General features: G+C 67.4%; 16 protein-coding genes. 1 reads left to right on the top strand and 15 read right to left on the bottom strand.

Features of this window, described 5'->3' with window-relative positions; translation table 11 throughout:
* On the top strand, positions 1-1,451 hold a 1,451-nt coding region (locus AWC03_RS09310), incomplete at its 5' end, for a hypothetical protein (protein WP_211279219.1).
* A 73-nt stretch (positions 1,452-1,524) separates the two neighbouring features.
* On the opposite strand, the gene AWC03_RS09305 is transcribed toward AWC03_RS09310, so the two are convergent.
* From AWC03_RS09305 to AWC03_RS09235, 15 genes are all read right to left on the bottom strand, one after another.
* Positions 1,525-2,274: a hypothetical protein gene (locus tag AWC03_RS09305; RefSeq protein ID WP_142278359.1), complete on the bottom strand. Its 750-nt coding sequence runs from the start codon at positions 2,272-2,274 to the stop codon at positions 1,525-1,527.
* A gap of 97 nt (positions 2,275-2,371) precedes the next feature.
* The gene (gene eccD, locus AWC03_RS09300) at positions 2,372-3,919 is read right to left on the bottom strand and encodes a type VII secretion integral membrane protein EccD (protein WP_085240225.1); all 1,548 of its coding nucleotides are present in this window, start codon (positions 3,917-3,919) and stop codon (positions 2,372-2,374) included.
* Positions 3,916-5,571, bottom strand: a complete 1,656-nt coding sequence (locus AWC03_RS09295; protein WP_085240224.1) for an ESX-1 associated ATP-binding protein EpsI N-terminal domain-containing protein — start codon at positions 5,569-5,571, stop codon at positions 3,916-3,918. Before AWC03_RS09295 ends, eccD begins: the two co-directional genes overlap by 4 nt.
* Positions 5,572-5,672: 101 nt before the next feature.
* Entirely contained in the window at positions 5,673-5,960 is a 288-nt protein-coding gene (locus AWC03_RS09290; protein ID WP_085240223.1) for a WXG100 family type VII secretion target, read from the bottom strand.
* A 42-nt stretch (positions 5,961-6,002) separates the two neighbouring features.
* Positions 6,003-6,305, bottom strand: coding sequence for a WXG100 family type VII secretion target (locus AWC03_RS09285; RefSeq protein WP_067917004.1), 303 nt, complete (start codon positions 6,303-6,305; stop codon positions 6,003-6,005).
* Positions 6,306-6,394: 89 nt separating this feature from the next.
* Entirely contained in the window at positions 6,395-7,642 is a 1,248-nt protein-coding gene (locus AWC03_RS09280) for a PPE family protein (RefSeq protein ID WP_085240222.1), read from the bottom strand.
* A 252-nt stretch (positions 7,643-7,894) separates the two neighbouring features.
* Positions 7,895-9,664, bottom strand: coding sequence for a type VII secretion protein EccCb (gene eccCb, locus AWC03_RS09275; RefSeq protein WP_085240221.1), 1,770 nt, complete (start codon positions 9,662-9,664; stop codon positions 7,895-7,897).
* Positions 9,661-11,904: a type VII secretion protein EccCa gene (gene eccCa / locus AWC03_RS09270; protein WP_085240220.1), complete on the bottom strand. Its 2,244-nt coding sequence runs from the start codon at positions 11,902-11,904 to the stop codon at positions 9,661-9,663. Before eccCa ends, eccCb begins: the two co-directional genes overlap by 4 nt.
* Entirely contained in the window at positions 11,901-13,352 is a 1,452-nt protein-coding gene (eccB, locus tag AWC03_RS09265; RefSeq protein WP_085240219.1) for a type VII secretion protein EccB, read from the bottom strand. The genes eccCa and eccB overlap by 4 nt, the downstream gene beginning before the upstream one ends.
* A gap of 3 nt (positions 13,353-13,355) precedes the next feature.
* Complete coding sequence (eccA, locus tag AWC03_RS09260; protein WP_085240218.1) at positions 13,356-15,077, bottom strand: type VII secretion AAA-ATPase EccA; 1,722 nt, start codon at positions 15,075-15,077, stop codon at positions 13,356-13,358.
* Positions 15,074-15,631 carry a hypothetical protein gene (locus AWC03_RS09255; protein ID WP_085240217.1) on the bottom strand — a complete coding sequence of 186 codons (558 nt, stop codon included), beginning with the start codon at positions 15,629-15,631 and terminating at the stop codon, positions 15,074-15,076. Before AWC03_RS09255 ends, eccA begins: the two co-directional genes overlap by 4 nt.
* A gap of 46 nt (positions 15,632-15,677) precedes the next feature.
* Positions 15,678-16,526 (bottom strand): ESX secretion-associated protein EspG, encoded by an 849-nt coding sequence (locus AWC03_RS09250; RefSeq protein WP_085240216.1) that lies wholly within the window; start codon positions 16,524-16,526, stop codon positions 15,678-15,680.
* Between the two features lie 2 nt (positions 16,527-16,528).
* Positions 16,529-16,843, bottom strand: a complete 315-nt coding sequence (locus tag AWC03_RS09245) for an ESX-1 secretion-associated protein (protein WP_158089960.1) — start codon at positions 16,841-16,843, stop codon at positions 16,529-16,531.
* A 64-nt stretch (positions 16,844-16,907) separates the two neighbouring features.
* A complete protein-coding gene (locus tag AWC03_RS09240; protein ID WP_141659149.1) occupies positions 16,908-18,194 on the bottom strand; it encodes an EspA/EspE family type VII secretion system effector in 1,287 nt (428 codons plus the stop codon).
* Positions 18,195-18,830: 636 nt separating this feature from the next.
* Positions 18,831-19,634: a helix-turn-helix domain-containing protein gene (locus AWC03_RS09235; protein ID WP_249025856.1), complete on the bottom strand. Its 804-nt coding sequence runs from the start codon at positions 19,632-19,634 to the stop codon at positions 18,831-18,833.
* Between the last annotated feature and the right edge of the window lie 113 nt (positions 19,635-19,747).

Here is a 19,747-nt window from a genome sequence, read left to right as displayed (position 1 = left end):
CCGCCCCCGGGACGCCAGGCCCCGCGGCGCCGGGCGCCCCGGGGGGTCCCGGCGGTGGACCGTCGGCTCCCGCGGCCCCGTCGGCTCCCGCGGCCCCGCTGGGTCCGGCGGCTCCCGCCGCTCCGCTGGGTCCGGCGGCCGCGGCTCAACCCACCGCGGGTGGCGGCAGCAAGGGCATGGCCCCCGCGTCGGCGTCGGCGACGTCGTCATCGACGGCGGCTCGCGCGGAGGAGTCGTCGACGACGGCCGCACCCGCGGGAGCGACCGGCATGCCGGCAGGGCCGATGGCGGGCGGATCGGCTGGGGCCTCCGGCGGCTCGCGCGCGGGGTCGGCGGGCCGGCCGGCCGCCCCGGTCGGGCAGAAGCCGCCGGGTGGGTCGCCCACGATGCGACCCGCCGCGGCTTCGCGGACGACGCCGCGGCCCGCGGCCGCCGCGCAGGCGCAGTCCCCCGACCCGGCGGAATCACCGGATGTCGTTGTGCCACCGCCGATCATCCCGGTTTCGGCGGCGCGGGCAGAACGCGACGCCATCGCCGATGCCGCGACCGCTGACGCGGCCCGGCGCGGCGGGACCGACCCGCTACAGGTGGCGCGTCGGATAGGGGCGGCGCTCAACGCCCCCGGCAGCGGCGGTACGGCCAATCTCAACTTCTTCTGGGTGACCGCGGTGACCACAGACGGTTCGATCGTGGTGGCCAACAGCTATGGGGTGGCCTACATACCCGATGGCGTGCAATTGCCCGAACAGGTGCACATGGCCAGCGCCGACGATGCGATCGCAGCTGACGAGCGGGCGCGGTGGGCCACCTACCCGGTGATGGCCGTGCAAGCTTGGGCGAACCACCACGACAAGAAGCTGCGAGCGGTGATCGCCACCGAGGAGCAGTTCGCGAAGTCCGATCCCGGCGCGGCCAAGATCGTGTTGACGCCGGAGGACATCCCAGACAGCGGTGCCATGGTCGGCCGATCCCGGCTGGAAGTGGTGGATCCCTCGGCGGCGGAACGTTTGGCGGCGACCAGCGACGCGCGATTGGTCGACCTGTTGCCGGCAGCGCCGGCGGGGGCCGAGCCGGCCGGGCAACACCCCACCTCCGAAGTGACGGATCCCGCGGGGGCGGCTGAGCTGGCGGCCTCACTCGGCGCGGGCACGGTCGACGCGCAGCAACTTCTGACCACGTTGCCGGCGGCGCCCGCGGACCCGAGTCCCCCGCTGGACGAGCGCCCGATGCTGTGGTTTGACGTGGTAAAGCCGTTGGCCAGCAAGGCCTCTGGCCGCTCAGCCGCCCACCTGCGCGCATTCCGCACCTACGCTGCGTACGCTCAAGAAGCCCTGCTCGCCGAGGCGCGTACCGAAGTCGACCTTGATGTCCAGCGCTCGGCGGTCGCCGACTGGCTGTACTGGAAGCGCATCACCGCGTTGCTCGACGAAGCCCTGGCCGAGTCGTCCTAGAACGGGCCGCACATCCCGACCTGGCTTTGGAATCCCTTGCACCGCACACGAAGCCGACGTGACCGCCGCTGACTCAGAGCCCGACCTCCGAGGGCTCCGGGCGGTGCGCAGTCGTGGGCCGCACCGGGGCGGTCCCCGACGCCCGATCACCGGGCGCGGCACCGCTGCCCGGCGATTGGTCCCCCTCGGACTTCATCTCGTCGACCAGTTGCGTTTGGCCGTCGGCTAACTGGTCGTTCTTCGTGGTGTCGTCGGCGAGCTGCGCCGGTGCCGCTCCGGCGCCACCCATGCTGCCCGTGGCCTGCTGGACGCTCGACATGATGGTCTGCATGCCCTGCGTGACAGGCCCGAGGGCCTGCCCCATTCCGCTGAGCTGTGCCACCGGTGCGGCGATGTCTGCCGGCTGACCCTTTTTGTCGGGCTGTGGTTTTGGCTCGGGTTCGGGGGCTTTACCGTCTTTGTCTTTCGATTCGTCTGCGGTGGCACGCAACAGCTGACCGTTCGGCTGGCCGGTTGCAGGCGTTTGCGCGGCGGCGAGGAACCGGGCGCCACCGACATGCTCGCCGAGCGCCTGATCCGTCTCGGCATACATTCCGGCCGCCGAGACGATGCTCGAGCCGGTTCTGGTGAGCGCCGATTCAACGGCGGGCAACCCCTTGATAACGGGCGATTCAATCACTGGCAGAGTTTCGTTGATCGCGGCCGATACCGCGTCCACGCCCGGCGCGAATATGGGTGGCGGAGCTGACGGAAAAACAAGCGTTTGCAACGTCGCACCCGCAGCCTTTAAACGTGAAGGATCGACCACCAGTGGCTCAGTCATTGCCCAATCCTCTGTCGACGGTGTTACGACAATCCTAGTGAATGGGCCGCATCCGAACTGCGCCAGTTTTTCGGAGATATTGCGCCACCCGAGTGGCTCAGAAGCGAATATTGCGAACGGTGTCGTAGACGCCGGTGATCCATAGCAGCATGGGGATGATGGCGGCGACAATGGTGCCGTCCAACAATTCCAGAATCCGCTTCGTGACCGGCGAAATCCGGCGGACGGCGACCGTCGCCGCGACGACCGCCACCGCGACCAGGCACGCGGCCAGGTAAATCGTCAGGAAAAGCCAAGCCTTGGTCGGATACCAGAGTCCGAGCCGGACCATCACTCCCGTCGGCACGGCGATGGCAGCGGTCAGCAGGGCCCACGCGCACCAGCGTTCTGCGTAGAGTCGGGACCTGAACCCGCACGCCGCAGCGACGAGACCGGCAACGGCGAGACTGTGTACGAAAAAGTGTCCGCGCACGACCAGCGCGATTGTGCCGACCGTCAGGACCAGGGTGCCGGCCAGCACGTACCCGGTGAGCAGTTGCTTGGCCAGGTGGCTTCGTTCGGTGAGGCGCACGGCAGAGTCGGGAACCGACGCGATGATCGCCTGCCAGGTCCGGTTCTCGCCCTGGTCGCCGGCCTCCTCGCCCTTGACTGCGTCGAGCAATTCGTCGTGCTCGACGGCCTCGCCGGGCGCGGGGATGGGTGGCAGCGCAATGCGCGCGACGGCGACGGTGAGCTTGGCCGCGTTCGTAATGGTGAACAGGCCGAACACGATGGCACCCGCAGGCACCCACTCTTGCCAGCCGTAGCCGAAGCAGATGGCCGCTGCGGTCACCGCGATCGCCGTGACCTCCACGAACGATGCAAGTTCGAACCGCCGCCGGGGGCCGCCGCGCACCATCAGCGTCAAGAACAGGACGGTGGCAGCGGCGCTCGCGAGTTGGGGTGCGCCCAACGAGTCGACCCGGTGCGGCCGGGGGGTGGCCAGCGCCACAGCGACCGCGATCAGCGGATACGCCGCCGCCAGCAAACTCTCCGACAGGTTCGCATTGCGGTAGAACCTGTTGGCGGCCCAGCCGCCGACCAGCGCGAGAAGTCCCCCGACGCCCAGGCCCAGCGCCCACCACATGTGACGTCCGGTGTGCTCCCAGGTCAGCGCCGCCAGCACGACGACGACCAGGGCCACCGCCGGGATCGCCACCGCGATGAGGCGATTCAGCGCGGGCCGATCGAACTGCGGCGATTCGTCGAGGACCGCGATCGCGTCGATGACGTCCTCGACGAGCGGCCGGTACCGCTCCGTCCTGCTCACGGACACCAGCGTCAGCAGCGACCCGTCGACGACTCCGGCGTCGTCCAGTGATTGGTCAACCGGCAGCGGCGGGGCCCCCGGACGGGCGAACGTCCATGAACCCTGCGCGGAGAACTCAAAGCCGGCCAGCACCTCCGCCGGTGTCTCCTCGATCAATTCGGCGAGCACCGCGACGGTGTCATCGACGTAGGTCTCGATCGGCGCCACCGAGGGCAGCACGACGTCCGTCATCCGCTTCCCGGTCAGGATGGTGACCCGAGTGGTGGCCGGCTTCGTCGGGGGTGCCGCGGCGGTCGCCGGGGCCGCGGCAGCGGCGGTGGCGGTCGACGCGGTCAACGACGTTCACTCCTGTCGAAATCGTCGGACAGTGCTGCGGCTAGTTCGATGATCTTACGCTGGTAGGCGGTGCTGAGCAGGGCGAATTGCACCTCCGTGCCTGCGGCGATGTGCTCGTCCCACGGCAGCACGATAACGCGGCCTGGCTGGACGTGCCGCTGAAACTGTCGCACCACGTCGCTGTCCGCGTTCGTGGAGTCGCCCGGCACGACGTGATTGATGACGACACATGCGCGATCGAGCAGAGCGCCGTAGCCGTTGTTGCGCAACCAGTCGAGCGCGACCGCCGCCTGCCGGACGCCATCGACTGAGGCGGTGGACAGAACGACCAACCCTGACGCCACCGCAAGCACGCCATGCGCGGCCGGGCTGAACAGGTCGGCTCCGCAATCGGACACCACCAGGTTGTAATACCTGGGCACCATCCCAAGAGCGCGTTTCCACTCCTCGGCGCTCAATAACGGCCGCGTCCCGTTGTAGTCCGCGGCGGACAGCACTTCGAGGTTGACGGCGTTCATGCTGGTGTGGGCGCGGACGTCGTTGTAGTGCGACAGCGCTCGATTCGCCACGAGATCCGCGACGGTGGCGGCGGTCTGACGCCCGACCCGGTTGACGAGGTCTCCCGAAACGGGGTCCGCGTCGACGGCCAGGATCCTGTCGCCGCGTACCTGAGCGAACGCCGAACCGAGCGCGGCCGTCACGGACGTCCGACCGGCGCCGCCCTTGAGGCCCAGCACCCCGATCTCGTACGAACCGTGAATGGGGCGGCGGATTCGGTTCTGCAGTTCGAGCGCGTATTTTTCGTCGCGCGACAGCCCGAGGTTGATCCGGGTCAGGGTATGGACCCAGCGCCGCCAGCCCCGCCGCGACACCGGTCGCGCGGCTGGTTTGCCGGCCGTCGGCCTTGTCGCGGGTTCGGATGACGCGGTGGCCGGGGCGGAATCGGCATGGGCTGAGATGAGCGGGCGCGACGGGAGCGGCGGGCCGGGCGCGTTGCCCTTGCCGGGTTGGGGTCCGGCGCGGTGGCTATTGTGCGACCTGGCGCGCCCGAGTTGCAGGTTAGGCACTTCGGCCGGGCCTTGACGCGCATGCCGCGGCGGCTGTTTGGCGACCTGGTTGCGCTCCTTGGGCCCGGGTGGTTCCGGCCGCGTCGGTGGGGGTGGCGCGGCGGTCAGGTCGACCGGCATCGGCGGGTGCTCGGGTGCGGATTGCTCGGGCCAGTGGACGGGCATCGGCGGCGGTGCCTGGCCGTTGGGCTTCGGCGCGTTCGTCGGCATGGGCGGGGTCGGCGCCGGGACATCGGGGTCGTAGGCTGCGTCCGCGCCGGGCCCGTCCGATGTGTCGGTGCCGGCGGGGGGCTCGAAAAGCCGGTCGTAGTCGACGGGCATGGGCGGTCGGGCCGCCGCCGGGGGCGGCGGGGCGGCCAAGTCGACCGGCATCAGTGGGTGTTCGGGTGCGGCCGCTGGCGGCGGCTGCACGGGCGGGTCGACGGGCATGGGCGACGCGCCGTGCCCGTTGGGCTGGGGTGTGCTGGGCGGCCCCGGCGGCGTCGGGAACGGACCGTCCACGTCGAAGTCACCGTATCCGCCGGCGTCCTCGGCCGCATCAGCCTCGTCGGAAGGCTGAAAGAGCCGGTCGTAGTCGGCCGCCATCAGAACCTCTCAGACACTCGCAGCCGCGAAAGCACGAGAAGAGGCGAGATCTCCCACGCGGTCGAACTCGCCCAGTCTCGTGCTTCGTCGTGGTTGCTGGCTTATGAGAACATTCCCGTGACGCCGGACTCGGTTTGGGCCATCGTCTGGCTGGCTTCCGTGATGCGGGCCGCCAAGTTTTTCAACGAGTCGTTCAGCTCCGTGGAGCTCTGGTCCCAGCGCTGCTGGACGGCCTGGTAGGCCTCCGAACCGCTACCGCCCCAGGCCGCGGAGAGCTTCTGCAGCGAGCTCTTGCCCTCGTCGAGCAGGCCCTGGGTGGCCGCCACGGCCCCTTGGATCTGGCTCGCGCCGCCTTCGATGCCCGCGAAATTCCATGACTGTTCGCTCATGTTGTTTGCTCCGTTCTGTTTACTGGTGAGGGGTTGTCAGGGTCAGAAGTTCATTTGTGACGACAGCGAGCTGGCCTGCTCGTCGTCGGCCTTGGAGTACTCGATGCCGGCACCGTGGATGTTCTGCGAAATGTCGCTCAGTGCCTTGATCTGCGCCTGGCCGGCTTCGTGGAAGCGCGCCAGCGCCTGCTGGGCCGCCGCGCCGGCCTGCCCGCGCCAGTGGCCGGCCAACTCGCCGCCGGTCGACTCCACCTGTCCGATGACCTGCTGGAGCTCGCTCGAGATTCGGTCGAAGTTGCTGGCCTCCGCGCTGAGGGTAGCGGCGTCGGTTCTCATCTCTGCCATGTTCGCTACTTTCTGTGTTGCTCTTCCTCGCCAATTGATGGCAAGTCTTCCGGCCCGGGCGGCCGGGAAGTCTGATTTCTAGGTGGTCGTCACCAGTCGTCGTCGTGATCGTCGTCTTCCTGATGCTCAGCGGTCAGCACCGCGGGGGCACCCAGGCTGGGTCGAGTGGCCCCGGACCCGGATTGCGCACCGTGGCCCATCGCGCCCATCGGGGCGGCGCCACCCATCGCCGATGATCCGGCGCCCGCTCCGCCTGCCGCGGGCGCGACCGCCCCCGCCGCAGGCTTGTCGATCAATTGGCTCATCAGCGATGTGCGGGCCGAGGTCCCGCCCGCTCCGGGCAGTGCTTCGGAATGCATCAACCCCAACCCCGCGCTGGGGCCGGATCCGCCGGCCAAGGGATGACTCGACAGGGGACTGGCACCGAGCAGGCCTACCTGGCCAGGTCCGACACCGGCCCCGCCCGTGCTCGTTCCGGCGCCGGGCAGACCGCCGCTCGGGCCGCCCATCCCGCCGGTCTGGCCGGCCAGCGACGTCATTTGCTGCAGCGGCTGCATCAGCTGCTGCATCGGCGCACCTAATTGACCTAACTGCCCCATGTACTGCGGAATTTGTTGTGCGGGCGGAACGGTCACGTCGGGAGTGGGGACGTCAGGCGTCGGGACGTCCGGGCTGGGGACCTCGGGAGTGTCGGAGGGAATGTCGTCCCCGGCCTCGTTCGCGAGCGCGCGCAGCGTCCCGGCAGCCTCGTCGGCCGCCATGCTCGAGAGCAGGGCCGACGCCTGGGCCGCCACCGCCTCGCCCACCCCCGGTTGCACAACGGGCTTCACTGGGGGAAGTGGCTCGAAGACGGTGTTTGCCATCGTTTCCGCCAGGTAGACATCCATGGAGACGGCGGCCTGATTCCACATGCGCACGAAGTAGTCGGTCTCGTTCAAGCCGATCGGCACCATGTTGATGCCGAGAAAGTTGGTGGCCGTCAGCACGCCATGGGTGATGTGGTTGGTCGCAATCTCGGGCAGCGACGGCGTCATCGCCAACGCCTTCGTGTACGACGCGGCCTGGGCCATCGCCCGCATCCCCCGTTGCTGGGCTTGCTCGGCCGCGGTGTGCAGCCAGGCCACCATCGGTGTTGCCGCGGCGATCGCACGCTCGCTGCCGGGCCCCGTCCAGGCAGCTTTGAGGGCCATCAGGGCTGCGCTCAATTCCAGCGCCTGAGCTTCCAAGGCGCCTCCCAGAGCTTCCCACCCCGCGGCGGCCTGCAGCATCGGCGCTGGACCCGCTCCGGCCATCAGCCGAGCGGTGTTCAGCTCCGGTGGCATTGCGTGCCACAACATGCCTACGGGTCTCCTTTGTTTAAGACGGGTCGCTTGCGGTTATCTTCTGGTTGACTTCGGGGTCGCTAATTCACTCCGTTTTGGTTTCGGGTCCGCGCCGCCCCTAAATCAAGTGAACACAAACAAAAATCCACGTGAACCCAAACCAATTCGGGTAATGGCGACACGCAGCACGTGCTAGGTGCCCCGATTCGGTTGTCGCCCTTTGGTTCACCGGTTTCTTTATCGAGCGACGGGATAATCGTAACCGCCCTATGGTGCTGGTGGATGCACTTCTTCTGGCGGATCGATGTAGACCGCCTGGATGACCTCTTTCCCGTCTGGAGCGACCAAGAATGCCTGGCCCGGGGGCCGGCGTTTGACCTGAATTTCCCGTGACGGGAAGTCCTGCTTGTCGCCCGAGAGGAACAGGGTCGGGGATCCGGCGCCGTAAGCCGCACCGACGAACTTGTCCATAGTCGATTTGTATGCGTAGCTCATTTGGCAAGTGACGATGATGTGCAGCCCGATGTCCGTGGCCGCGGGCAATAACGGGGCCAGCGGTCCCATCGGGGGCATGCCGCCGGCGGCGGCCACGATCATGTGCCAGTCGTCGACCAACAGAACCACGTCGAATCCGGTCCACCACGAGCGCGCCCGCAGCTGCGCGGTAGTGAGATCGGCCGGCGGCAACCGCTTCTTCAGGTTGGTCGCCAACGCTTTGATGGCCTCGTCGAGCGTGGTGCTGTTGCGGTTGATCGCCCCCGCGTCGAGCAGATGGCTGTCCGGCACCGCGTCCAGCAGCCCGGAGCGGTAGTCGGCCAACATGAACCGCACCTGCTGCGGGCTGTTGCGCGCGCAGATGGCCCGTGCGATCGCGTGGGCCGTCCGTGTCTTGCCCGATTTGGCCGCACCGAAAATCAGTAGGTGCGGGGTCGTATACATGTTGGCGTGGGCCACCGACAGGTCCGTTTCGCGCAGGCCGATGGGAATCGTCCAGCGCGTGCGGTAGTCAGACTCCGGACCGGGTGGGTTCGGGTCGAGTTCGTGAAGGTAGATCCGCTCCGGCAGGACCCGGACGCGAGGCGCCCGGTCGGTGTGCAGGGCAGCGATCTCGTTGACGGCCGCCGTCATCGCCTCGACCAGGTTGTCCGTGCTGTGCACGCCGTCCAACCTCGGCACGCCGATCATCAAGTGGTGCTTTTCCACCGACATCGCGCGGCCAGGTCGGTTCGCCGGGATCTCGCGCACCGTCCGGTCGATCTGGGTGTCGTTGACGTCGCCGAGCCGGAACTCGATCTTGGTGCCCAGATAATCCCGGACGCGCGACTTCAACTCCGTCCACCGTGGCGTGGTGATCACGGTGTGGACGCCGAACGACAAGCCCTGGGAGGCCAACTCCTGGACTGGGGCTTCGAGGTCGGGGAATTCGGCGACGAAAGCCGGCCACCCGTCGACGACCAGGAACACGTCGCCGAACGGGTCGTCCGCGACGGGCTGGTCGGGGTCTTCGCGCAGCTGCCGGTACATCGCGATGGAACCGACCCGGTGCTCCTTGAAGGTGGCCTCGCGCTGGCGCAAAACGGCTTGCACCTCCGCCACAACCCGCATGACCCGGTCGGGCTCCGACCGGGTCGCCACCCCACCGACATGGGGGAGATTGTCGAGATAGATCAGGCCGCCGCCGCCGAGGTCGATGCAATAGAACTGAACCTGGCGCGGCGTGTGGGTGGCGGCGGCCGACATGACCATGGTTTGCAGCAGGGTCGACTTCCCCGTTTGCGGCGCGCCGCCGATGGCGATGTTGCCGCCGGCTCCGGAGACGTCGACGCCCCACACTCCCTGCAGATGCCGGCGCGGCTCGTCCATGATGCCCAGCGGGAAGCGCAATGCCTGGCGCTGATCGTCGCGCGCGACAAGCTCGTTGAGCGGCGTCGGATCCTTCAAGGGCGGGAGCCACATCTTGTACGCCCGCGACTCCGTGGTGCTGAGTTGGTCCAGCACCACTTCGCTGAGCGCGCGTACCTTGGGTTCGACCGTCACGACGTCACCACCTTCTCGAGGATGGGCGCGGCGGTGAACCGGTGAATCCGCACATCCTTCGGTCCCGCCTGTGGACCCGCCCCGTTGCCTTCGCCGTCCGGCTCGTCCCGTGTCGGCGGAACATAGGGCGCGCCGGTGTAGAGGGTGCTGAACTTGACCGGATCTTCCATACCCACCCGCAGAAACCCGACGCCACTCTCCTTATTGGTGATGTACTGCGCCTCGGGGGTGCCGATCACCATCTTTGATTCGTGAGAGCTGGTGGTGCGCAACGCGATACGGTATGTGAGGTTGGGCTCGAGCTTGTCGATGCGCGCGCCTCCGGTTTGCAGCGACTGCGTGGCCAACAACAGGTGCACGCGCAACGAGCGGCCCACGCGGCAGATCCGGTCGAAGAGGTTGATGAAGTCCGGGTGACTCTGCAGCAATTCGGCGAACTCGTCGACGACGACGAAAAGCGTTGGTAGTGGCGTCAAATCGGCGCCACGCTCGCGATACTTCTCGTATTCGGCCACGCCGGAGAGCGCACCCGTGGCACCCACCTGTATGCCGGCCTGGCGCAGCAGCGACTGGCGCCGGTCGAGTTCCCCGGTCAGCACCTCGCCCATCCGGCTCACCAGCTCGGCTTCCTCGGCCATGTTGGTGATCACCGCCGCGGTGTGCGGAAGCTTCTCCATGCCCAGGAACGTGGACCCGCCTTTGAAGTCGGTGAGCAGGAGGTTGACCTGATCCGGATGGTGCATCGCCACGAGGGACAAAATCAGCGTGCGGAGGAATTCCGACTTCCCGGACCCGGTCGTCCCGATGAGCATGCCGTGCGGACCGCCGCCGAATTCGGCACCCTCCTTGATGTCGAGGTACATGATGTTGCCGGTCTTGAGCTCGTGACCGAATGGGATCTTGAGGCGGTCACGGTCCTTGTCGGTGTACATCCGCCAGCGGGCGGGTGTCACCTCCTCGACGCTGTGCGCGCCCACCAGCTGATGCCACTCCGTGGCGACCTTCTTCTGGGTGCCAACGTTCTTCTTGTCGATGATGGTGCCGGTGATGGACCAACCGGCGAGTTTGCGCGCGATGCGGGCGGCTTGTTGCGGGGACAGGCTGTCGGTGCGCGACGTCACCTGACGGAACGATTGGCTGGGCAGCCGGTCGTCGGCGGTGCCGTCGTCGGCGACCCGGATGCGGTAGTTCGAGCCGCGATGATTACCCAGGGTGATGACCGTGACGCCGGCCCTGCCGTCCGGCGGGAAGCCGGCCTTTCCCCCGGTCAGGTCGACCACGACGACGTACGGGCCGCCGGGCAGGGCATCGGGCGAGTGTGGACCGCGCGCGGCGAGATCGGACAGCCCGTCGGGACGGGTGTAGATCATCCGAACCGGCCCGGCACCGTCGGTGTCGGTCGGATGCTGAAGGTGCGGTAGCCACTTGAGCCACGACCAGTCCGGATCGTCGGGTTCGTCGGTGAGCACCCGCAGTTGCAACAGGTCCGGGGGATGAAAGACGGCGAGATGGCACACCATCGCCGCGACCAAGCCAGCTGACCCGGCGGTATCACCGCCCACGGCGATCGTCGGAAAGGTGCGCAACTGCACGAGTTTCGGGCAGTCGTGGATCAGGCCGTGGGTGCGTAAGAACTTGACCGCCCACATGTTGGCGACCGGTTCGAGATATGGCTGCGGCGCCGCGGTGGGGCCGGCCAGCTCGCCCCCGGCGGACGGCTTCATGAGCCGGTCCACTGCCGGCTGGTCGCCGATTCCGATCCGCGTGGCGGCGTAGAAGTCGGCGTTGGCCGGGCGTGACCACTGACGCGGCGTACCGACGATCGACAGCAGATCGTCCGGGTGCGGTGCGTGGAAGCTGAAGAACGCTACCTGTGCGCTCGCCGAAGACGTCACCCTGGGACGCAGCCCCGCCAGGTACCGCAGGTACTCCTTGCGGTCGGCATTGATTTCAGGCACCTTTTTCCCGCCACCGCCGCCACCCCCGGCGACCATGCTCAACGACATCATGATCATCATGAGCGGCATCATCAGCATGTATGGCGAGAGCGCCCGGGTGCCGGTGAGCACCATGATCGCGATCATGCCGAGCATGCAGACGCCCATGACGTACGGAAGCGCTTTTTGAATGCCCGACGGCGGGATGTCGACGCCGAGGTCCTCCGGGGGGGTGAGGCTGATTTCGCCGGGCGTCAGCCGGGGACCGCGGGTGACCGCGGGGGTGAATTTCTTGGTCGTCATGAGGCCGCTCCTGGGGCTGCGCCGGGCAACTTGCGGGGGCTCGGGTCGGTCGGCAGCGTGTCGTGCTCCAGCAGGGCGGCGTCCTTCGATAGCACCGGCCCGTCCACCAGCAGTCGGACGATTTCCCACGGAGCGGTCTTGGGCGACGGGAGGCCGAGCGACGACGCCGTCTGCTGGTCCGGTATCCCATAGCGGACCCCTTGTGGGTCAACGTAATACAGAGCTTCGCCGTATCGTGGATCCGGTGACTGTAGCTGCACGAATTTCCCGCCGTCTAGGTAAATCGTTGCGGAGCCTTGAATTTGCTTGATCCCGGTGCTCATCGCCGACGCGGGTATTGGCAGATGGCGGCCGGTCAGCACCGCGGTTCTCGGTGTCTGCTCGCCGGGCTTGCGTTCCCACGTCCAGCACAGCGTGGGGTCGTCCGGTCGCGAGACGATCTTGATCGGTTCGTCGGGCAGGGGTGAGTTGTACACCAATTCGGGAATGTTGACGATCAGGTTCGGAGGCAGCGAGGGGGGAACCACCAGCCCGTACGATTGATTCGCGCGCAACGCGGCCGCCGTGTTGGCATTCACGGGTGCGACCCCGTCCTGCATCACGACGAAGTAGCTCACGCCTAGGGTCGAGTGCACCTGCAGTACCGATCCGACGACCAGCTCATCGGGCAGCCCCAGCGTGTTCGGGGCCCCCGCGTTGGCTACGGGCGGCAACTGCCAGGAGCCGGCGTCGGGCAACGCGTTGAACATGGCGGTGGAGAGGGGGCTGGGCTTGGCGGTGCCGCGAATGCCCACCGCGAAGGTCATGGGGCGGTCGCTGAGGTTGGTGGCGTGCCTGCCCTTGCTGGTGATGACCCAGTCCTTGCCCTGATACGACGCCAGCAGCGCCTCGTTGGGCAGGATGGGGTCGATCGCGGGATGCTCGATCGCCACCGGCATCGCGATGATCTCGGTTCGCACTGTGGGATTGGTGCTCTCGGCCCGCACGACGGTGTCGCACAGCGTCCAGGCCGAGGAGGAATCCGACGACACCGGGGTGGCGTAGGGGGCGCCGGGGATCCCGATGGATTGGCCCTTCGGCAGGCGGTTCAGTCCGGCGGATTTCACCGTCGCGGGTTCGGCCGGGTTACCCAGCACCAGCCGCGCCGAGGTCAGGTTGTAGACGGGATGGAGTTCGCCCCCGACTTTGAGGTAAAGCTGGTTTGTCGCGCGGTCGACGAACAGATTGCCGTTACCGAGCTTGCCCTGCGGTTTGAAGTAGGCCATCGCGAGCGCACCGACCACGACCAACACCGAGACGACGACGCCGAGCGCCACCGACCGGCTGTAGAACTGCAGCGGGTCGTCGAACATGCGGGTGTCGCGCCGGACGATCGCGTGCTCCAGACGCCGGAGCAAAAAGCGCCAGCCACTGACTTGCACCTTGGTGGTGAGCCGGAAACTTGCCATACGTCACTCGACGATGTTGAGGCGTCCGTGCACGGCCTCGATCGCCTCGGCCATGTCCTCGCCGTTGATCTCCCGCAGGCGGTCCTCGTCGAGGCTCTCGAAATCGACCGCCCGGGTCAGACGGATGTCACGGTACTGTTCCCCCGCCTCCACCAGCTGGCGCGCGTAGCGGCCGTTGCCGGCAATGTCGAGCGCGGGCTTGCCGCGGACCGTCCGCTCACTCAGCACCTTCGCCGCCGCCAGCAGGTTGTCCTCGGCTTCCGCGCTCAGGGTGGAGTCGTTTCCGGCCGCAATGACTTTCGCGATTTCCAGGATCTCCTCCGGGGAGTAAGAGTCGAATTCGATACGGGTGGCGAACCGGGACCGCAGGCCCTCGTTCGTCTCCAGCAGCCGGTCGATATCGGAGCTGTAGCCGGCGATGATCACCGCCAGCCGGTCCCGGTCGTTCTCCATCCGGGCCAGGAGGGTGTCCAGCGCCTCTTGTCCGAACGGGTCGGTCCGTCCATCCCGTTCCTGCACGAGGGCATAGGCCTCGTCGATGAAGAGCACGCCACCCAGGGCGCGATCGATCGTCTTGGTGGTCTTCACCGCCGACTGCCCTTCGTATTCGGCGACGAAATCCTTGCGTGCCGTCTCGACGAGTTTGGGTTCAGGGATGACGCCCAGCCCCGCCAGGATGTTGGCCACGACCCGCGCGATCGTCGTCTTGCCCGTGCCGGGCGGTCCGGTGAAGATCATGTGCTTGCTGGGCTGTGCGACCTTCATGCCGCGGGCGGCCCGAACCCGCGCCATCTGGGTGGCGGCGCGGTATCGCTCGACTTGGTCCTTGACGCGGCTGAGCCCGATCTGCCGCTCCAGCTCGGCTTCCGCCTCGGCGAGCAGCTTCTCTCGTCCCGAGGTGTCGGCCACGACGGTGGACGCGTCCCAGGGGTCGGTGCGCGCGGCGATCTGCTCGGCGCTGGTGGTTTTCAACCGGTATGACGAATCCTTAAGGGCGGCGGTGACTTTAGGCTCTGGGTGGGTGGTCTGCAGCCACTCCAGCAGCGCCACCGCGGCCTCTTCGTTTCCCTGGCCGCGGCGCGTCATCGCCAGGTACCAGGCGATGGCGCGCGCACAGGCCTCTCCGGCGGGCGACGCGTTGGCCTCGGTGAGCCGGCGCTCGGCTTCGGTGAACAGGCCGAGGTTCGCCGCGGCGACCCCGTGCGCGACGCCGGCCGCGGCGGCGAGGAAAGTGTCCGGCCATCTGCCGGCGCCGCGCACCTCTTCGATCACTTCCGTCCAACGTTGCGCCTCGCCGTAGACGACCGCCTTGACCCAGGACAGCAGGTGCTCGGCACCGGTTGCCGGGCTTGCCTCCAAGGCTTCCATGGCGTCGGCGTAATTGCCCTGGGCCGCTTCACTTGCTGCGAAACCCAGCGTGATCGCCAGTGGCGAGTTGACCGGGTAAGTGATGTCGCCGTACAGGCCACCGATCGCGATCCGTGCGTTGACGGCGTTCATCGATATCTGCGCGGCCCCGGCCAGTTGCCCGAAGTTGGTGCGGGAATACCAAGCGCGGAACAATGTCACCCGATCGGTGTCACCGCAACGGATGCGGCCGATCCACGCGTCGCAAGCCGACTCGTCGTAATTGGTGATCTCGGTGAACAGGTCCAGCGCCCGAGCCTCCGAGATGGGCAGCATGCCGACCGCACTTTCGAACAGGCCGGCCAGCTGAGCGTTCATTTGTCGGTTTCGTCATTCGTGTATCGGGCGGCAAAGACCTCCGCCTGTGCCATGTCGGCCTCCTCGGCCGTCGGCAACGGGTACACCGCGTCCATGAACTCTCGTATGACGTCGGTGTCGGCTATTCCCAGCTGGTCGAGGCTTTCCGTCACGGTTTGGTCTTCTTGCAAGAACGTGCGTTGGCCTGCCAGCCCCTTTTGCCGGGCCAGGTCCGCGAGAACGAGGACCTCCTCTGCGAGTTCCGATTCGGTCATGTTGGTCGCCTTGGGCGACAGGGTGACCCGCTGCGTCCGCCCGTCGATGAGTGACGACACCGACACCGTATCGGGAGGGTTGGTCACCGTGAAGAGCGCAAGACCGTCTTCTTCGTCTTCTTCCCCGGCCGCTTCTTCGGCCTCGGTCAGCGAGGCGATGGCGTCCAGCTCCGTTTCGGTGTCTTCGGCGAAGGAAAAATCCAGGGCATCGGAGTGATCCAGGCCGTGATCGTCGGAGTCGGACTGGTGCGCGGAGAAGTCGAGGGCGGAGAGGTCATCATGGTCGTCGTGCTGCGGCATGAAGGTTCTTCTTTCTGGATTCCGTGCTGAATAGATAACGGCAGAATCAACCCCGGGACGAGGCTTCGGCGGCTCCGACGTGATCGAACCAGGCGCCCGCGGGGAGGAACTCGAGCAACCCTTCCAAGGCGCGTTGCAGATTCTCCTGCGTGCCGGACAGGAAACTCCCGTACAGCTCGCCGCCGACGCGACGGGGCAGCGACACCAGCCGGCCCAATGCCGAGTCGAGGACACCGGCGGCCACGTCGGTCTGCGTGGACGTGCCGCCGGGGTGGCGTTGGCCGGCGATGATTTCCACCCAGCTGCTCGGGTTGGTGATGATCTCGGCGTAGATACGGGCCGACGGCGCCTCGAGGCCGTGCGCGGTCAACTGCGCCGCGGTGGTGCATTTGGCGAGTTCGTCGGCGAGGCCCGTCAGCGGTTGGACATTGGCGGGTTCGGCGGTGCCCAGCACGGTGGTCACCATGCCCGCCAGACCCACCTGAGGAGCCACCAGTTGCAGCACCATCAGGTCGCCGTGTCGCGCGGCGATGACATGACGTTCGTCCTTGCGGCACAATGCGAATCGCACCATGACACCGCCGAGATCGCGCCGCCACCACCGGCCCTCCAGCGTCCGGTCCGGTCTGCTGAGGGTGTCGACCATCGCTGCCACCGTCGGGTGAGGTTCGCCGTTTCGATCGAGCACCCCCTGCGCGGTGAGGTCACGTTGCACCTGATTCCAGACCAGGTCGCGCAGGTCCTCCTGCGGGATGTTTGGCCGGATCCCGAGCGCGGTGGGGAAATCGACCAGGTGCAACCGGTCGGCGATGACCAGCATCCCGTCGATGGTCACCTCCACGCCGACGACGTCATCGACGAGGCCGGCGCGACCGCCAGTGAGGGGACCGGACATGATTACTGGTCAAGCATTTGGCTTTTGAGGTTGCCGCTCAACTCGCTGTCGACGCCCTTGTAGGCTGCTTTGGCGCCGCGCAGTTTCGCGGCGAGTTCGTTGGCGGCGGCCGAAAGGTTCTGTCCGGCGGTGCGTCGCGCACCTTCCGCGCCGCTGAACGCTGCGTTGGAGCATCCGCTGATGACACCGTGAGTCACCCAGACCGCCACGGTGAGATTGGAAGTTGCGCCGGCTGCCTCCGCGGCGACGCCCTTCGCCGCATCCTGCTTGCCTGCCAGCGTCTCCAAGTAATCCGGTGTGACATTCAATGCTGTCACTGGTCGTTCCTCCTGTTCTACCGCTAACGCGTTGTCCCGCAAAGATTGTGAAGTGCCAACGGCATCACAGGACGCGGCCGGGCCTATCGGCCCCGGCCTCGGTGCCGACCTCCGCGACTTCCACCGGAGCACGCTCGGCGCCGGCTGCGCCCGAGGCCGCGCCGGCCTCGTCGGCGGCCGCGTCGCCGACCGCCCCCTGGCCTCTTGCGGAGGCCGCGAGCTGCTGCGCCTGTCCCACCGTCTGGCTGACCGTCTGGCTCACCTGGTTCACGGGCTGGGACAACGCTGACGAGGCTTGCGTCATTTGAGTCATCTGCGCGGGACTGGGTGGCGCGAACGCCGGTGCCGCCGGTGCGGCCGGCGCCGTTTCACTCGGGGCCTGCGCCGCCGCGTCAGCCGAACTCGTCGCGTGAGCTTCACTCGCGGCGTCCAGCAAAACGCGTTGCGCCGGCGAAGCGGACTCGCGGCCCAGGCTCGTGTTGGCCAACGATTGGATGGTCGGCGCGGCCGCGAAGGCCGACAGGCCGTCGGAGACGGCCGTGAAGCTGGAGAGCTGGGACGCGGTCTGCGCCGCCACCTTGCCCTTGATTTCGCCGAACGTGCCCGCCATCTCGGTCTGCGCCCTGCCGGCGAGCTCGCCATAGCTGATGGACAGCGCGTCGACCGAGTGGGAAATCGACATCGAATTGGACAGCGTGAACATCTCGAACGCGAACACCGATGCGCATGCCCCGAAGGCAGCAAGGATCTGGAACGCACACGATATTTCCGGGCCGGTGATGGGGATCAGGTACAGGGCCATCGCAACACCCAGGCAGCCGGTAAGCACCAGCGTCGATACCGTTACGCACATGTGCGCCTGCTTGACCTTGCCGGCCTGATCGGCCACCAGGTCCTTCATCTGCTTGTCCAGGTCTTCCATCTGCTGCACAAGTGATCTCAGCGTGTCGTTCATGGCCTTGTAGGCGTCGGCTGCCTCACCGGTCCAGCGCAGTTCGTCCGGACTGGCCGCCTCCAGATTGAGCTTGACGTTTTCGTACTTGTCTTTGGCGGTGCTGAATGCGGATCCGGTGTCGGGGGACGAGAGCCCATTGAGTAAGTCCACGAGAAAGATCGCCAACATAGCGCCGTCGATAATCGCCGTCGGCGTCGGCAACACCTTTTTCCCGACTTTATCCAACGCGTCCTTGAGTCCGGTTTTCGTCTTGGCGAAGTATTCGACAGCCTTGCCCGCGGCGGCGGCGCCGCCCGCTGCTGCGGCGACCCAGTCCCCGCTGTAGGCGGCCCCACCCGCGCCTTGAAGTCGTTGCACCACGGTCGCCAGAGAACTTCCACCTGCAAGCCAAGCCACGTCGACTTCCCTTCACGCTCGTTGCTCCCATGCTGATCGTGCGCACGGTGAGTCGAGCGTAACAGCGCGCCGAGCCCCCTCGATGCACGAATTTTGTAATAAGCCAGGGGTTTCGGGCCGGTCGCCGCGTGCGGGCCGACACGAAGATTGCCGGGCGGTTGCCGGGCGGTGAACGACTGGATTCGACGGACTTCACGGCCGCAGCCGATCTGGCGACGATCGCCCGATCGTATCGGCGGCCGCGCATCCGCGATCCCTGGCAGGGCGCACCCGGCTGATCGCGATCGTCGCTTCGCCCGGCACCGGACTACCGGGCCTTGTACCTACGAGATCACCGCAGCCACAGGCGGATTGGGTCCGCCGGACCGCGGTCGGCCGTCCCCCACTCGACGCCCGCTTGGCATGCGAATCAACCGGGCGCGAGCGGGGCGATGGCCCGCTCCTGGGTCCGCGTTGCCGGGGCAAGGAGTCACGGCGGCATGCGGCCTCCGGCCGCGTGTCAGCGGGCGGCCGGGCCGAGAGCTCTGTCGCATGGCGTATTCCCGGCCTCGGCGAAGGGGTTGTGCGCGCCGGCGGGGGATTAAAGGGGGGAGCGAAGTGCCGCAGAATCGCGGGGAAACAAAGGCGCTTTCGGCCTTAATGGATTTGGCCGATCAACCTTTCCAGCGCCGTGGCAGCGTCGTCGGGTAATGGGTCGCCGGCTTCGGCGCGAACAACGTCCTCCTCGGACACACCGGCCGCTTGTGCCGTCTCCTGGGTGGACAGGTTGGCCTGTCGCCGCATCGCGTAGAGGCGCGGGGCCAATGGCGCATCGGCGGCGCCCGCGGCGAGTGTCATGAGTTCGTCGTAATGTCGGCGAACCTGGGCTAGCGCCTTGATCAGTTCAGGGGTCATCGTGCTGATACGGGCCGCCCGGACGGCGATCGTCTCCAGTTGCCGCAGATCGAACAGGATGGGCTCCGCGCGGTCGATGAACTCCGGATCGTGGACCGCAGGCAACGCGGCGACGGCCAGGCTGCAGCCGTCGACGGCGGCGACGACCGCCTGCGCGATCAGCGACTCCGCGCTCTCGGATGCGGGGCCGGCCGCGGACCGCCTGTCGGGAACGGTCTCCTGCTGAGAGGAGGGCCCGGGCATGGTGCCCTCCTGGCGGATCCGCGCGATCGTTCCTGTGGGCCACTGCAGAACTTCCTCGAGCTTCGCGCGGGTTCGCTCGCGGGGCCAGCTGCGTCCCTTCTCGAAAGCGATGAGAGCGCCCGCGTTGATGATCCCGTCGGCCGCCAGGCTGCGCTGGCTGATGTCGAGTTCGCGGCGGCGGGCGGCGGCGGCGGCTCCGGCACGGACCAGGCCCGGGTCCGGTTCGCCGGTCTGCGAGCCGGTGTGGCGCCCGTCCGACTCGTCGAGCCCCTGCCGCCCAAGTGTCTTCGATGGCCCGGTCATTTCGATTTCAACGTCCCCCCGCTGGATCGGCGAACCACGCACGATCGTTTCCCTGTGCGCCGAGCCGACGGACTGCCGCCCGGCGCCGAGCCGCCTGCATCCCCGGTGATTCC

The sequence above is a fragment of the Mycobacterium europaeum genome, from assembly GCF_002102155.1.
Classification (GTDB): Bacteria; Actinomycetota; Actinomycetes; order Mycobacteriales; family Mycobacteriaceae; genus Mycobacterium; species Mycobacterium europaeum.
Note: the sequence above shows the minus strand (reverse complement) of the source record. Positions and strands in the feature narration are given on the sequence as shown.

Excerpts from the sequence above, each read along its gene's own strand:
- AWC03_RS09235 (WP_249025856.1), bottom strand. The coding sequence starts at position 19,634 with ATGACCGGGCCATCGAAGACACTTGGGCGGCAGGGGCTCGACGAGTCG.
- AWC03_RS09255 (WP_085240217.1), bottom strand. The coding sequence starts at position 15,631 with ATGCCGCAGCACGACGACCATGATGACCTCTCCGCCCTCGACTTCTCC.
- AWC03_RS09305 (WP_142278359.1), bottom strand. The coding sequence starts at position 2,274 with ATGACTGAGCCACTGGTGGTCGATCCTTCACGTTTAAAGGCTGCGGGT.
- eccB (WP_085240219.1), bottom strand. The coding sequence starts at position 13,352 with ATGGCAAGTTTCCGGCTCACCACCAAGGTGCAAGTCAGTGGCTGGCGC.
- AWC03_RS09295 (WP_085240224.1), bottom strand. The coding sequence starts at position 5,571 with ATGGCGGCCGACTACGACCGGCTCTTTCAGCCTTCCGACGAGGCTGAT.
- AWC03_RS09280 (WP_085240222.1), bottom strand. The coding sequence starts at position 7,642 with ATGTTGTGGCACGCAATGCCACCGGAGCTGAACACCGCTCGGCTGATG.
- AWC03_RS09290 (WP_085240223.1), bottom strand. The coding sequence starts at position 5,960 with ATGAGCGAACAGTCATGGAATTTCGCGGGCATCGAAGGCGGCGCGAGC.
- eccCa (WP_085240220.1), bottom strand. The coding sequence starts at position 11,904 with ATGACGACCAAGAAATTCACCCCCGCGGTCACCCGCGGTCCCCGGCTG.
- AWC03_RS09285 (WP_067917004.1), bottom strand. The coding sequence starts at position 6,305 with ATGGCAGAGATGAGAACCGACGCCGCTACCCTCAGCGCGGAGGCCAGC.
- AWC03_RS09250 (WP_085240216.1), bottom strand. The coding sequence starts at position 16,526 with ATGTCCGGTCCCCTCACTGGCGGTCGCGCCGGCCTCGTCGATGACGTC.
- eccA (WP_085240218.1), bottom strand. The coding sequence starts at position 15,077 with ATGAACGCTCAGCTGGCCGGCCTGTTCGAAAGTGCGGTCGGCATGCTG.